This window comes from Neisseria sp. P0021.S007 (assembly GCF_051956855.1).
This window is the reverse complement of record NZ_JBQCXA010000001.1, coordinates 313,354-327,618: the sequence shown is the minus strand read 5'-3', so window position 1 is coordinate 327,618 and position 14,265 is coordinate 313,354. Positions and strand designations below refer to the sequence as shown.

Below are 14,265 nucleotides of genomic sequence, written 5' to 3'. Positions count from 1 at the left end.
CGATTGAAGTGAAACTATGTCTGCCTTTTAAAAATCCTTAACCTGCCAATGCGGTATAATGCCTCATCTGCACCCGCAGCATATACGGAAACATTATGGACAACTCACAAAATACAGAAAATCCGATTCCACCACGCAATTCCATCCGCAAAAACAGCATTTACCTGCTGCCCAATTCCTTTACCATCGCCGCACTGTTTTGCGCCTTCTTCGCCATTACACAGTCCATGCACGGACGTTATGAAACGGCGGCGATTGCAGTTTTCCTTTCCATGCTGCTCGACGGCATGGACGGACGCGTTGCACGTTTGACCAACAGCCAGAGCGCATTCGGTGAACAGCTCGACAGCCTCGCCGATATGGTCAGTTTCGGCGTCGCGCCTGCCCTGATTGCCTACAAATGGCAACTTTGGCAGTTTGGCAAAATCGGCTATTCCGTCGCCTTTATCTACTGCGCCTGCGCCGCTCTGCGTTTGGCACTGTTCAACACGCTTATCGGCAAAGTCGACAAACGCTGGTTTATCGGCGTTCCAAGCCCGACCGCCGCTGCGTTGATTGTCGGCCTGATTTGGGTCAACCACAGCATCGAACGCTTCCCCGGCGTGCATTGGTGGGCATTGGGCATTACCCTGTTTGCCGGCATTTCCATGATTGTGCAGATTCCGTTTTGGAGCTTCAAAGAAATCAACATCCGCCGCCAAGTACCGTTTATGGGCATGGTGTTGGCCGTGTTGGTATTGCTGCTCATCAACTGGGAGCCTTCTCTCGTCCTCTTCCTATTTTTCCTCGGTTACAGCCTGTCCGGTTATGTGATGGCAGTCATCCGTTGGTTTAAAAAACGCCATAAAGCACACAAACACGACAAGGCCGTCTGAAATGTGGTCTTGGGACATCATCCTTGCCCTGCTCGCCGTCGGCAGCGCAGCGGGCTTTATTGCCGGACTATTCGGCGTAGGCGGTGGCACGTTGATTGTTCCCGTTGTCTTATGGGCGTTGCAGCTGCAAGGCATAGGCAGCCACCCCTATGCCCAGCATCTTGCCATCGGCACTTCCTTTGCCGTCATGGTGTTTACTACCTTCTCCAGTATGTACGCCCAACATAAAAAGCACGCCATTGATTGGGCGACCGTCCGCCGAATGACGCCGGGCATGATACTTGGCGTACTCCTCGGCGCGGTAACGGCAAAATATATGCCGACGCTGGCTTTGCAAGTTTTCTTTATTGCATTTCTTGCCTTTATCGCAGTCAAAACCCTACGCGATTCCAAACCCAAACCTTCACGCACCCTGCCTGCCCTCCACGGCCTGACAGCCGTGGGTACGCTTTTTGGGGCGGCTTCAAGTTGGGTCGGTATCGGCGGCGGTTCGCTATCCGTTCCATTTCTACTATATTGCAACTTTCCGGCACACCGCGCCATCGGCACATCTTCAGGTCTGGCATGGCCGATTGCGATTGCCGGCACCATCGGCTATTTTGCCAACGGTTTACATGTTGCCCACCTGCCTGAAGGCGCGGCAGGCTTTATCTATCTTCCGGCTGTAGCCATATTGAGCGCTGCCACCATCCTCTTCGCTCCACTCGGCGTAAAAACGGCGCACAAGCTGCCCGCCCGAAAACTCAAAATCGCCTTCGGCATCATGTTGCTGCTGATTGCCGCCAAGATGGCTTGGAATTTGATACATTAAATCTTTCTTGTGAAAAAGGCCGTCTGAAATTCTTTCAGACGGCCTTTTTAATTGCAAAACAACAAACTAAATAAAACCTTTTTACCTTACCCGATTTGCCCCATCGCAAATACAGCCAAGCGCCATATCGCCCATCCTGCCACCAACAATCCGGCGCACAAACGAACCATGCGTTTTTGCAGAAAGGTTTTCAACTGCGCTGCAAATATGCCCATCGCGAGCAGGTTCGGCAAGGTCCCCAATGCAAACGCCAGCATATACAGCCCGCCGTGCAAGGCATTGCCGCTGCCCAAAGCATACAAAGACGCGCTGTACACCAAACCGCAAGGCAGCCAGCCCCAAAGCACGCCGACGCCGAAACAGGCAGGCACTGATTTAATCGGCAGCAATTTGTTCAGCAAAGGATTCAGGCGTTTCCATATCGGTTTACCGATGCCTTCGATTTTGGTTGCGGCAGTCGAAATACCGGCAAGATACAGACCGAGCAAAAGCAGCAAAACATTGGCGGCAATATACAAACCGTTTTGAACCGCGCGCGTATCGTCCAAGGAAATGCCGACCTGCCCGACCAAGCCGACCAGAAGGCCGATGACGACATAGCTGCTGATGCGCCCCAAGTTCAACAATACAATCAGCCCGATTCGGTTTAAATGTGGCGGCAGCTGCAAAGCAAATGCGCTGCTCAATCCGCCGCACATACCGACGCAATGCGTTCCGCCAAAAAAGCCGAGCAGAAAAAGAGTAAGAAATGTGATTTCTTGATTCATGGTTTTTAATGATTCAAACGAATGGATGAGGCCGTCTGAAACTTTTCAGACGGCCCTGAGAATGCAGGATAAGCTTTTCCGCCCACCCTCTTCACGCTTTAGAAAAGCAATTAACTGCGTGCGCGTACGTCAAATGCCTGACGCAAACCTTCGCCGATCATGACCAGCAAAAGCAGCATTACCGTCAGCGTAGCAACGGCAGACAGGCCAATCCACCACGCGTCCAAGTTGTCTTTACCTTGCGCCAGCAACTCGCCCAAACTTGCCTGTGAGGCAGGTACGCCCAAGCCCAAGAAGTCCAAACTGGTCAGGGCAAGTACCGCACCGGAAATACGGAAAGGCAGGAAGGCCAATACCGGCGTCAAGCTGTTGGGCAGGATATGGCGCCACATGATTTCACGGTTGCCCACGCCCATTGCGCGCGCCGCCAAAACATAATCGGTCTGACGGTTTTTCAAAAACTCGGCACGGACATAGTCGGACAAGCCCATCCAGCCGAAAAGCGACAGCAACACCAGCAAAATCAACAGCCCCGGATTAAAAAACGAAGACAGGATAATCAAGAGGTACAGCTCCGGCATACCGCCCCAAACCTCGATAAAACGCTGCATCAGAAGGTCGGTTTTACCGCCGAAATAACCCTGTACCGCGCCTGCAACCACGCCGATTACGGTAGTCACCACAGTCAACACCAAGGCAAACAACAGCGAATCGCGGAAACCGTAAACCAAGCGCGCCAACAGGTCACGGCCGCGGTCGTCCGTTCCCAAGATATGCCGTTCGGACGGTTTGGCCGGATCGGGTGCCGTATCAAAATCGTTTAAAGTATCGGCATCGTAAGGATTGGGCAGATAAAGGGCAAAATTGCCGTCTGAAGTAATGTTGTGGCGGATAAGCGGATCCAGATAATCCGCAGGCGTATCGAAATCGCCGCCAAATGTGGTTTCGTTGTATTCGTTTACCAAGGGGAAGAAATACTCGCCCTGATAGCGTATCCACAAAGGTTTATCGTTGCTCCACAAAGGAGCAAGCAAAGTGACGACAAACAAAACGGCCAAAATCCGCAAAGCCAACCAACCGCGCTTATGCTGCTTAAAGGCTTGCCAAGTAGGGTTTGAAGTAGATTTTTTCTTTTTCATGGTTCGAAACATTCTTTAATAATGGATTGAAGATATTTTCAGACGGCCTTATTTCTGTCCGCCAAAGTGAATACGCGGATCGACCCATGAATAAGAAATATCCGACACCAGTTTAGCCAACAACCCCATCAGCGTGAATACATACAGCGTACCCATTACGACAGGATAATCACGTTTCATCACTGCCTCGTAAGACAGCAAACCCAAACCATCCAGCGAGAACAGCGTTTCAATCAACAGGCTTCCGGTAAAGAATGCGCCGATAAATGCAGCCGGGAAACCGGTAATCAGAGGAATCATGGCGTTGCGGAAAATATGCTTCCACAAAATCTGTTTCTCAGGCAAGCCCTTGGCTCGCGCGGTATAAACATATTGACGGCGGATTTCTTCAAGGAACACGTTTTTCGTCAATACGGTCATCACCGCCAAGTTGCCTGCCACCGAAGCGGTAATCGGCAAGGCCATATGCCATAAATAATCTTTGACTTTACCTGCCCAAGAGAGCGTATCAAAATCATCACCAACCAAGCCACCCTGCGGGAACCAGGCAAAAAAGCTGCCGCCGCCAAATAACACCAGCAACACCAAGCCCAAGACAAACGGCGGTACGGTATAGCCGACCAAAATGATCATCCCCGTAATCGTATCGAATCGGCTGCCATCCCTGACCGCCTTGGCAATACCCAACGGAATACATATCAAATAAGTCAGGAAGAACGTCCACAAACCCAAACTCATCGATACCGGCATTTTCTCTTTTACCAACTCAAATACGGTTTGGTGGTGGAAAAAGCTCTCGCCCAAATCGAAACGGGCAAATTTCCATACCATATCCACAAAACGCGTCACAGGTGGCTTGTCGAAACCGTACAAAGCATTCAGCGCGGCCAAATCTTCCGCACTGATGCGGTTGCCGTTTTTGGCCAAAGTTCCAGGCATACTGTGTCCCGCCGTCTCGCCGCCAACCGCGCCCTGCGTCAGCTGCTGAACCATCTGCTCCACCGGACCGCCGGGAACAAACTGAATCACAGCGAAGGTAATCGCCAAAATCCCCAACAACGTGGGAATCAAAAGGAGCAAACGATGAAAGATATAACGCCACATGGTTAAGTGTTCCTCTATTTTTTGATTTGAAGGCCGTCTGAAACCGCTGACTTCAGACGGCATATAGTAACGGATTAATAAGCGTTTGGCCGATGATTTACTTCTCCAACGCCTCCTGCAATTTCTTCTCAATCAAATCCGCGTCAAACGATTTGGCAATCAGCTCAAAGCGGGAATCACGGCGCCATGAAACTTGGTTTGCGCCCCATTGACCGTCCACCCAGTTCAGCCATACCCATGTACCGAGCACTTGGAACACGCCTTTGGCACGCACGAGACCGTCTGTAAATTTAGGCAGGTCGTTGAAGAAATCAGTCAGTTTTTCGCCATCGAAATCACGTCCGGCAGGGAAAGTAAAGCCTTGCGACTGGAAGCCCATGGTGTTGTCCGGCAGGGCTTTGAGGCGGTAGCGCGATTTTTCGACAACGGGAATATCAAGCCATTGGATGTCAAGTTGCGCATTTTGTACTTCAACCACTTTGGCTTTAGGCGGGAACAGCTTGGCCGCTTTATCATGAAATTCGGCCAGTTGCTCCGGCGTACACAAGTCGGTTTTGCTGGCGACCAATACGTCGCAAATGCCGATTTGGTCTTTATACAAGGCTTGTTGCGCGTAATCGGGATTAATGAATTGGCGCGGATCGACGACGGTAAAGACGGCGCCGATTTCCAGCATGCTGTCGAGCGGTTTGGCTTTCAGTTCGTCGATAACGCTGGCGGCGTGTGCCAGACCGCTGGCTTCAATCATCAAGCGGTCGGGTTGGGCATCGCGCAGCATTTTTTGTACGGTCGTCCCCATTTGCGCACCGGCAGTACAACACAAACAGCCGCCGGCGATTTCGGCCACGGGAATGCCGTTGTCGCTCAAGACGGCGCCGTCAATGCCGATTTCGCCGAATTCGTTGACGATGATGACCCATTTTTCATTCGGGTCTTTTTGCGCCATCAGACTTTTGAGTGCGGTGGTTTTACCTGTTCCGAGAAAGCCTGAAATCAGGTGGACTTTGGTCTTTTTTACTTCTGACATTTTTTACAAATTCCTGTTAAAACAACATGTTCTTCTTTTAATGAGAAACCGGTTTCAGCCACGCCTGCACGCAAGGCCGCCCATTCTTGGCTCAAGGTCTGCTCATCTGCCGTACCGCATTCGGTACAAACCAAAATAAACGCGCTGTGGTGCGCTTCGGCTTCTTCGTGGTCATGGCAATGGTCATTGCACTCGTGCTGCGCGTGGCTGCACAGAATATAGCCGTTGACCGCCGCCACTTTGTGCAAAACGCCCTGCTCCGCCCAAAAATCAAGGGCGCGGTAGGCCGTCGGCGGCGCAACCACGCCCTCGCTTTGCTGCTGCATCTGCGACAGAACGTTGTAGGCTTTAATCACGCCGCTTTGTTTCAAAACAATATCAAGCACTTGCTCGCGCAAAGCGGTTACCTGCACACCATCGCGCTGCGCTTGTTCTAAGATTTTTTGTTTGATTACGTTCATAACTGAAACAGCCTTTCAGACGGCCTTGTTAATAAAAAATTACATTATAACGTGTTTGTTCAATTTCAGATAACAAAGAGGCCGTCTGAAACGTTCAGACGGCCTGATGCCGATTACTTAAACCAAGATTTAATTTTTCCAAACAAAGACATACTTTGTTTTTCAAACGTTTCTTCCTTCACCGGAGCAGGCTCATCGCGGTAAACTTTCATGCCTGCAAAGGTCTGGGCAACCGGCATGATTTCGATGGAATTGACGTTCATCCGCGCCGGACGCTGATAGAGCCATAAAGCGGTATCAGCAATATCTTGCGGCTGGATAAACTCGACATTCTCATAAACCTCGGCCGCACGCTGATCGTCGCCTTTGAAACGGACATTGGAAAACTCGGTATCGCCGCACAAACCCGGTTCGATATTGGTAATGCGGATATTTTTATCTGCCAATTCGGCGCGCAGATTCATACTGAATTGGCGCACAAAAGCCTTAGTTGCACCATAGACATTACTGCCGGAATAAGCATAACTGCCGGCAATCGAACCTAAATTGATGATGTAGCCCTGTTTGCGCGCTACCATTTGCGGCAAAATCTGGCGGGTTAGAAAAATCAGGCCGATGATATTGGTTTGAATCATGGTTTCCCAATCGCCAAAATCGGCTTTATCAGCGGAATCCAGACCTAAAGCCAAACCGGCGTTGTTGATCAGGCAATCGATTTCAGCTAAATGCTCAGGCAGGCTGTTTAAAGCGTTTTGAATTGACTCCGTACGAGAAACATCCATTTCCAAAGGGTAAAACTGCTCGCCCAATTCCTCTGCCAACTGCTGCAATTTGTCTTCGCGCCGTGCCGCGCCAATGACATGATAGCCTGCCGCAACAAAAGTACGGCACATTGCCGCGCCGAATCCTGCCGATGCCCCGGTAATCAAAATTGCCATATCGTTTCCTTTCTGTACTCGTTTCAGACTTGGGTTTAAGGTATGATAACGCCTTATCAGACGGCCTGAGAGTTTGGCCGGCTGATTTTAAATTTAACGATAATCATATCATTACAATAGGACACACTCCATATGAAAACCCGTTTTCTCCCTGTTGCTTTGGCAGCAGTGGCGCTTACCCTTTCCGCCTGCGGCGGCAGCAGCGCGCCTTCCCAGCCTAAAGGCCCTATTTCCGAAGACCGTACGGCCGCGTTCAAATCCATGATGCCTGAGTTTACCCGCATGGGCAAAATGGTCAAAGACGAAGAGCCTTACGACGTAGAAAAATTCAAACAAGCCGCCGCAACCTTCGCCGAAAACAGCAAAAAACCGTTCACCCTGTTTGAATCCGACCCTCAAGGCAACGGCCGCGCCCTGCCTGCCATCTGGACAGACACGGCAACCTTCAAAGCCGAAGAAGAAAAATTTGCCGCTGCAGTTGAGAAACTCAACGCCGCCGCACAAACCGGCAAATTGGAAGAAATCAAAGCCGCTTACGGCGAAACCGGTGCAACCTGCAAATCCTGCCACGACACATTCCGCGGTCCGGAATAAGGCTTAAAACAATAAAGGCCGTCTGAAATATCATTTTCAGACGGCCTTTTCTTCAACTGACTTCAAATCTTTCTATATTAACTTTATATTTTGCATTTCATGTTTTTTACCGGTTTCATTTGAAACTAACGGCCCAGTTCACATATCGCAATCAAATTTTCTTCTTCCGGCTGTTTAAATTCAATTAAATCTCCCTTCTTCTCAACCAATCAAATTCAAATTCAGACCTGCTTTATCTTTTCAGCCAGATTAATCATATGCGCTTGGATTATCTCCTGAAACAAGAATCTGCTTTATTTTTTAATAAATAAAAACCATTATCTAAATATTTGTAAAGTTTAATAATATGTTATAAAGTATCTACTTCGTTTCTGAGGTAACTATCATGAATCCGAATTTCAAATTAAATCTACTAACATTATCTTTACTGGCTATAACCAGTATCGCACACGCAGAAGACGAGGTTTCAACTCAAGAGCTTGATGAAATTCAAGTCAAAGGTAAACACATTGCCAAAGAGAAAAAAGTTTTTACCGAAGGCCAAGCCAAAAGTTCGCGTGAACGCGTTTATCAATCCAGCGAAAACATCGATACCATCGTGCGGAGCATGCCCGGCGTTTTCACCCAACAAGACAAAGGATCAGGCGTATTGGCGGTCAATATCCGTGGCGATAGCGGTTTGGGACGTGTCAATACGATGGTTGACGGCGTAACCCAAACCTTCTATTCCACTTCTGCCGATGCCGGACGCAGCGGCAGCTCCTCACAATTCGGTACGGCACTGGATCCCAATTTTATTGCCGGCGTGGATGTAACCAAAGGCAGTTTCTCGGGTGCCAACGGCATCAATACCTTATCCGGTACAGCCAATTTCCGTACTTTACGGGTAGACGATGTAGTACACGGAAACAATACCTTCGGCCTCTTGACCAAAGGATTGACCGGCACAAACAGCACCAAAAGCAACTTTATGGCAACCGGAGCGGTACAAAAATGGTTTGACAGCGGAGCGCGCCTTGGTGCGTTATATGGTTACAGCCACCGTAATGTCGAGCAAAACTATAAAGTAGGCGGTGGCGGTCAGCGTATCGGCAATTTTGGCGAGGAATATCTGGATCGTAAAAAACAAGAATATTTTGAGAGCAATTTATTGAAATTCGACCACGAACAAAATCTCTGGGTCCGTGACTTTTCCAAGCGCAATGCGGTCGGTAAAAGCTATTGGGACTACCCTTTCTCCAAAAAATATAACGATCCTGAGGTTTTGCAAAGAGATTATGTCGATGACTTGGAAAGAAGCTGGAAAGAGAATTTGGCACCGCAATGGGATCTGACCCCAATCGATCCTACCAGCCTGCAACAACGCTCAAACAGCCATTTGGTCAAAGTGGAATACGAAAACGACAACAACAAGCTGGACCTTCAGCTTCGTACCATGAACAACCGTATCGGCAGCCGCAAAGTAGAAAACCGCAACTACCAAGCCAATTACAACTTAAACATTGGCGATTATGTCGATTTAAACGTGTTGGCCGCCCATAATTTGGGAAAACAAAAATATCCGAAAAACTCACGTTTTTCAGGATGGGGGCTGCTTGATTATTTGGAAACCAAAAACACAGCCAATCTTTTGGATATCAACAACAGCTTTTCTTTCAAACTTCCCCAAAAAACAGATTTAAAAGCTACCGTCGGTTTCAATTTCTTTAAAAACCAATACAGTAAAAACCGCTTTCCGGAAGAGCTGAGCCTGTTTTACGACGGCCCGGATCAAGATGCCGGCCTGTACAGCTTTTTAGGCCGTTTCAAAGGAGACAAAGGAATATTTCCTCAAAAATCAACCATATTGCAACCTTCAGGCCAGCAAAAATTCAATACGTTCTATTTTGATACTTCCTTGAAAAAAGGCATTTATCAATTGAATTACAGCGCCAATATGGTCAACTACCGCTACAAGGGCGAATATACCGACTACTTCAATACCCAAGAAGACTTTAAAAAAGCATTTGGAGAAGATTCTGAAATTTATAAACAGCATTGCACGCCAAGCTGCGACCTTTACGAACCGGTTTATACCAAATCCGGTAAAAAGCATGCGGTAAACCATTCGGTGGCATTAAACATCAATGTCAACGACTACTTTATGCCGTTTATCAGCTATTCGCGTACGCATAGAATGCCGAATATTCAAGAAATGTATTTTTCACAAATCGGCGACTCAGGCGTCAATACCGCCCTCAAGCCGGAACAGGCCAATACTTACCAAATAGGCTTCAATACCTTCAAAAAAGGGATTTTCAAGCCGGACGATGTATTGGGTTTCAAACTGGTCGCCTATCGCAGCAGGATAAACAACTATATCCACAATGTTTATGGCAAATGGTGGGATTTGGATAAAGCACCCAGCTGGGTAACCAGTACCGGCCTGCAATACTCTATCCAGCATCGAAACTACGCCAAACCTGTCCATAAAAATGGTTTGGAAGTGGAAATGAACTATGATTTCGGCCGCTTTTTTACAACCCTGTCTTACGCATATCAAAAAACCAACCAGCCGACCAATTATAGCGATGCCAGCGAATCGCCCCGCAACTCTTCTAAAGAAGACCAAATCAAACAAGGCTACGGCTTAAGCAAAATTTCCCGCTTACCCCGAGATTACGGTCGGTTTGAATTAGGGTCCCGATGGTTGGGCAATAAATTGACTATCGGCGGCATTATGCGCTATTACGGCAAAAGTACACGGGCGACGACTGAGGAGGAATTTGTTGACGGGACAACCGGTGCCAATACCTACTCTTCACACCAAATGGGCAGAAGGGTGATCAAAAAAACAGAAAGCATCAACAGACAGCCGCTGATTTTTGATTTCTATGCCAATTATGAACCGAAGAAAAACCTTATCCTTCGTTTCGACATTCAAAATGCGTTCAATAAGCGCTATATCGATCCTCTGGATTCCGCAAACGATGCCGCAACCCAGCGCTATTTCAGCGTATTTGAAAGAAAAGGTGGTTTAGATGATGAGGAAGTCGAATGCGATGCCAACGGTTTATGCAATGGCAAATATGGCGGCACGACACGCTCCGTCTTGAATAACTATGCGCGCGGCAGGACTTTGCTGTTTACCATCAGTTATAAGTTCTAAACCTATCCATCAGCATTCTTCATATTGCACTGATTAAAAAGCCGGTAAACGCAATGTTTTCCGGCTTTTTTCGATATATCCTCAAAATTTTCTTCATCTATACACAACAAAAAAACCTGCCCTTGCGGGCAGGTTTTCAATAATGACGGAGATTACAGGCCGCTCAGACGGGCAGTATCGTGTGCAATCATCAATTCTTCGTTGGTAGGAATCACAACGGCAACAGCTTTGCTGTCGGCAGTGGTAATCACACCAGCATTACCGAAACGGGCTTTTAGGTTGGCTTCTTGGTCGATGTACAGACCGAGGAAGCCCAAGTAGCCCAATACGCGTTCGCGGATGATGTCGGAGTTTTCACCGATACCGCCGGTGAAGACCAATGCGTCCAAACCGCCTGCCGCGACTGTCATGCTGCCGATGTATTTAGCCAAGCGGTAGATGAACATTTCCAAAGCCAGTTTGGCGCCTGGATGACCTTTTGCAGCTTCTTCTTCGATGGTACGGCAGTCATTGGACAAACCTGAAATACCGAGCAGACCTGATTTTTTGTTCAGCATGTCGGTGATTTGGGCGATGGTCATGTTGGCATTTTCAGCCAAGAAGCTGAAAACTGAAGGGTCGATATCGCCGCTGCGGGTACCCATGACCAAACCTTCTAGCGGAGTCAGACCCATGCTGGTATCGCGTGATTCGCCGTTGGCGACGGCGGTAATAGATGCGCCGTTACCCAAGTGGGCAATCACCATGCGCAGGTCTTTTTTGTCTTTACCGAGGAAACGGGCGGTTTCATCAGAAACGTAGCGGTAGCTGGTACCGTGCGCGCCGTAGCGACGCAAGCCGTATTTTTCATACAATTCATGTGGAACAGCGTAGGTGTAGGCATGTTCCGGCATGGTTTGGTGGAAGGCGGTGTCGAATACGACAACGTTAGGCAAACCTTTGAAAATGCTTTGTGCGGCACGCAGACCCAAAAGGTGGGCCGGGTTGTGCAGGGGAGCGAGCGGGATACATTTTTCGATGCCAGCGATAACTTCGTCGTCAACGAGGATGGATTCGCTGTACAGTTCGCCGCCGCTGACGACGCGGTGACCGATGGCGCCGATGCGGCTGTCGAGGCCGTGGGCTTTGAGTTCTTCCATCAGGGCTTCAACTGCGCCGGTGTGGTCGGGCTTGGCAGACAGGTCAACTTTGTGTTTTTCACCGTTGAATTTAAAGGTAATGTAGGCATCAGGCAGATTGAGCTTTTCTGCCAGGCAGCTCAGCAATACTTCGCCGCTGTCGTTATCCAATACGGCACCTTTGAGGGAAGAGCTACCGCAGTTCAAAACCAAGATTAATTTTTGTGACATTTTTATGCTCCTTGAGGTTTCAGACGGCATTTTTGTCGGGACCTTACTGCGGCTCCGGCTATGTTGCACCCCTTGTGGGACGTAGTGGGTAGCGGTCTGAACAGATTAACAAAGTAAACGTCGTATTCTAACAAAAAATGTAATCGGCTGCTTGACTTAATATTTGATGTAAAATGGACGGAATTTTATTTTAGGCCGTCTGAAAAAATGACGACGGTTTTGAAAATTTACCGATATGCATTATTTCAGTATCCACACTCAAGACGGCGAACACGCCGGATTTTTCATTATGCTGGCAGACGATGAATCGCAAAATCCGCCGCAAAGCGGACGCTTTGTAATCAAGCTGCAAAGTGAAGACGCAGCCGAAGCGGCGGTATTGTCGCCTTTTGAGCAAACCGATATCCCGCAATACTGGCGCGTGGTTAAAGACCGTATCGAACTGTTTTTTGACGATAAAAATATCGGTTCGTTGCGCAACGAATACCTGACCATTAGCGGTAAAACCTTTATCCTGACCGATTTGACCGGAGCGATGTAATGGAAAGTATGTTTATCCTTGTCCCCATCAGCATTATTTTGGCCTTCATCATCGGCTGGTTTTTCTGGTGGTCGGGTAAAAACGGACAGTTTGACGACCTTGAAGGACCTGCGCACCGCATTTTGATGGATGACGACTCCACTGAAAAACTGATCGAAAAAGACGAAGACAAAGAATCCAAACAATGAGCCTTAAAAAAGACAATCTGAATTTCCACACGACCCGCCGTTTTGCGCCGCTCTTTGGGACGCAGTTTTTGGGCGCGTTGAACGATAATATGTTCAAAACCGCATTATTCGTGATGATCAGTTTTTACGGTTTGGGTAAAAACGACTTTCTGCCGCCCAGCCAAATGCTGAATTTGGGCGCAATGCTGTTTATTCTGCCCTACTTCCTGTTTTCCGCACTGTCAGGACAGCTGAGCAACAAATTCGATAAAGCCGTTTTAGCGCGCTGGATCAAGCTGTTGGAAATCATCATTATGGCAGTGGCAGCATATGGCTTCTATATTCAATCCGCGCCTTTGCTTTTAATCTGCCTGTTTTGCATGGGTACGCAATCGACTTTGTTCGGCCCTCTGAAATATGCCATTTTGCCCGATTACCTCAACGACAAAGAGCTGATTATGGGCAACAGCCTGATTGAATCGGGTACGTTTATCTCCATTTTGCTCGGCCAAATTTTGGGCACCGCAGTCGCAGGTGTTCCGCCGTATATTGTTGGTGGTTTGGTGTTATTGGTCGCTATCGGCGGCTCGATGACCAGCCTGTTTATGCCGTCTGTACCCGCTAAAATGTCGGACACAAAAATCGAATGGAACATCATTAAAGGCACGAATTCACTGATTCGTGAAGCGGCGGCCAATCGTCCCGTATTCACTTCCATCATTGGTATTTCATGGTTTTGGTTTATCGGCTCGGTTTATACCACCCAACTGCCAACGTTCACGCAAATCCATTTGGGCGGCAACGATAATGTGTTCAACCTGATGTTGGCGCTGTTCTCCATCGGTATCGCCATCGGCTCGGTGTTATGCGCCAAACTCAGCCACGAACGCCTGATTTTGGGCTTGGTTACCATCGGCACTCTGGGACTGACGGTCTGTGGATTATTGCTGGTGTGGCTGACCCAAGGCCAACGTTTTACCGAATTAAACGGCATTATTTGGTTTTTATCGCAAGCCCAAACGTATCCGATTATGCTCGTGATGTCGGCCATCGGCTTTTTCGGCGGCTTCTTCTCCGTACCGCTCTACACTTGGCTGCAAACTGCCAGCAGCGAAACCTTCCGCGCCCATGCTGTTGCCGCCAACAACATCATCAACGGCGTGTTTATGGTGTCGGCTGCCATTTTGAGCGCGGTTTTGCTGATGTTGTTCAACAGCATCACGCTGCTGTATTTGATTGTTGCCGTAGGTAATATTCCGTTGATTGTTTACCTCATCAAACGGGAATCGAAATTTATCGGGGATTTGACCGCTTTGTTGAAAAGCAGCAAATAAGGCCGTCTGA

The 14,265-nt window shown here is 48.5% G+C and carries 14 protein-coding genes; 7 read left to right on the top strand and 7 right to left on the bottom strand.

Translation table 11 applies throughout. From position 1 onward, the window contains the following. Positions 1-95 precede the first annotated feature (95 nt). On the top strand, positions 96-875 hold the full coding sequence (gene pssA / locus ACTHUR_RS01510) for a CDP-diacylglycerol--serine O-phosphatidyltransferase (RefSeq protein ID WP_004520826.1): 780 nt from the start codon (positions 96-98) through the stop codon (positions 873-875). A 1-nt stretch (position 876) separates the two neighbouring features. Further along, complete coding sequence (locus ACTHUR_RS01505) at positions 877-1,686, top strand: sulfite exporter TauE/SafE family protein (RefSeq protein WP_070695372.1); 810 nt, start codon at positions 877-879, stop codon at positions 1,684-1,686. A gap of 86 nt (positions 1,687-1,772) precedes the next feature. Here the strand turns inward: ACTHUR_RS01505 and ACTHUR_RS01500 are convergent, their stop codons facing one another. The 6 genes from ACTHUR_RS01500 to ACTHUR_RS01475 all read right to left on the bottom strand — a co-directional run bounded on the left by ACTHUR_RS01500 (position 1,773) and on the right by ACTHUR_RS01475 (position 7,122). Next, entirely contained in the window at positions 1,773-2,453 is a 681-nt protein-coding gene (locus ACTHUR_RS01500) for a sulfite exporter TauE/SafE family protein (protein WP_003680951.1), read from the bottom strand. Positions 2,454-2,563: 110 nt separating this feature from the next. Then, positions 2,564-3,604, bottom strand: coding sequence for an ABC transporter permease (locus ACTHUR_RS01495; RefSeq protein ID WP_004520828.1), 1,041 nt, complete (start codon positions 3,602-3,604; stop codon positions 2,564-2,566). Positions 3,605-3,640: 36 nt separating this feature from the next. Then, positions 3,641-4,696: an ABC transporter permease subunit gene (locus ACTHUR_RS01490; RefSeq protein ID WP_039862485.1), complete on the bottom strand. Its 1,056-nt coding sequence runs from the start codon at positions 4,694-4,696 to the stop codon at positions 3,641-3,643. A gap of 97 nt (positions 4,697-4,793) precedes the next feature. Continuing rightward, positions 4,794-5,723, bottom strand: a complete 930-nt coding sequence (locus ACTHUR_RS01485) for a CobW family GTP-binding protein (protein ID WP_003682934.1) — start codon at positions 5,721-5,723, stop codon at positions 4,794-4,796. Then, the gene (locus ACTHUR_RS01480; protein ID WP_004520830.1) at positions 5,711-6,184 is read right to left on the bottom strand and encodes a Fur family transcriptional regulator; all 474 of its coding nucleotides are present in this window, start codon (positions 6,182-6,184) and stop codon (positions 5,711-5,713) included. The genes ACTHUR_RS01485 and ACTHUR_RS01480 overlap by 13 nt, the downstream gene beginning before the upstream one ends. 113 nt (positions 6,185-6,297) lie before the next feature. Next, positions 6,298-7,122, bottom strand: a complete 825-nt coding sequence (locus ACTHUR_RS01475; protein WP_049335582.1) for an SDR family oxidoreductase — start codon at positions 7,120-7,122, stop codon at positions 6,298-6,300. Between the two features lie 132 nt (positions 7,123-7,254). Here ACTHUR_RS01475 and ACTHUR_RS01470 point away from each other — a divergent pair, with 132 nt between their 5' ends. Continuing rightward, on the top strand, positions 7,255-7,716 hold the full coding sequence (locus tag ACTHUR_RS01470; RefSeq protein ID WP_004520832.1) for a c-type cytochrome: 462 nt from the start codon (positions 7,255-7,257) through the stop codon (positions 7,714-7,716). Between the two features lie 385 nt (positions 7,717-8,101). Continuing rightward, the gene (locus tag ACTHUR_RS01465) at positions 8,102-10,864 is read left to right on the top strand and encodes a TonB-dependent receptor domain-containing protein (protein ID WP_004520833.1); all 2,763 of its coding nucleotides are present in this window, start codon (positions 8,102-8,104) and stop codon (positions 10,862-10,864) included. Positions 10,865-11,016: 152 nt separating this feature from the next. Here ACTHUR_RS01465 and ACTHUR_RS01460 read toward each other — a convergent pair whose 3' ends face one another. After that, the gene (locus ACTHUR_RS01460) at positions 11,017-12,213 is read right to left on the bottom strand and encodes an acetate kinase (RefSeq protein ID WP_049344146.1); all 1,197 of its coding nucleotides are present in this window, start codon (positions 12,211-12,213) and stop codon (positions 11,017-11,019) included. A gap of 235 nt (positions 12,214-12,448) precedes the next feature. Here ACTHUR_RS01460 and ACTHUR_RS01455 point away from each other — a divergent pair, with 235 nt between their 5' ends. Genes ACTHUR_RS01455 through ACTHUR_RS01445 form a run of 3 tightly spaced genes read left to right on the top strand, consistent with a single transcriptional unit; the run spans position 12,449 to position 14,255 of the window. Beyond that, positions 12,449-12,754, top strand: a complete 306-nt coding sequence (locus ACTHUR_RS01455) for an HLGFF motif protein (RefSeq protein ID WP_049344144.1) — start codon at positions 12,449-12,451, stop codon at positions 12,752-12,754. Then, positions 12,754-12,942 (top strand): cbb3-type cytochrome oxidase assembly protein CcoS, encoded by a 189-nt coding sequence (ccoS, locus tag ACTHUR_RS01450; RefSeq protein ID WP_003681462.1) that lies wholly within the window; start codon positions 12,754-12,756, stop codon positions 12,940-12,942. Before ACTHUR_RS01455 ends, ccoS begins: the two co-directional genes overlap by 1 nt. Further along, the gene (locus tag ACTHUR_RS01445) at positions 12,939-14,255 is read left to right on the top strand and encodes an MFS transporter (RefSeq protein WP_070695371.1); all 1,317 of its coding nucleotides are present in this window, start codon (positions 12,939-12,941) and stop codon (positions 14,253-14,255) included. The genes ccoS and ACTHUR_RS01445 overlap by 4 nt, the downstream gene beginning before the upstream one ends. The last annotated feature ends 10 nt before the right edge of the window (positions 14,256-14,265 follow it).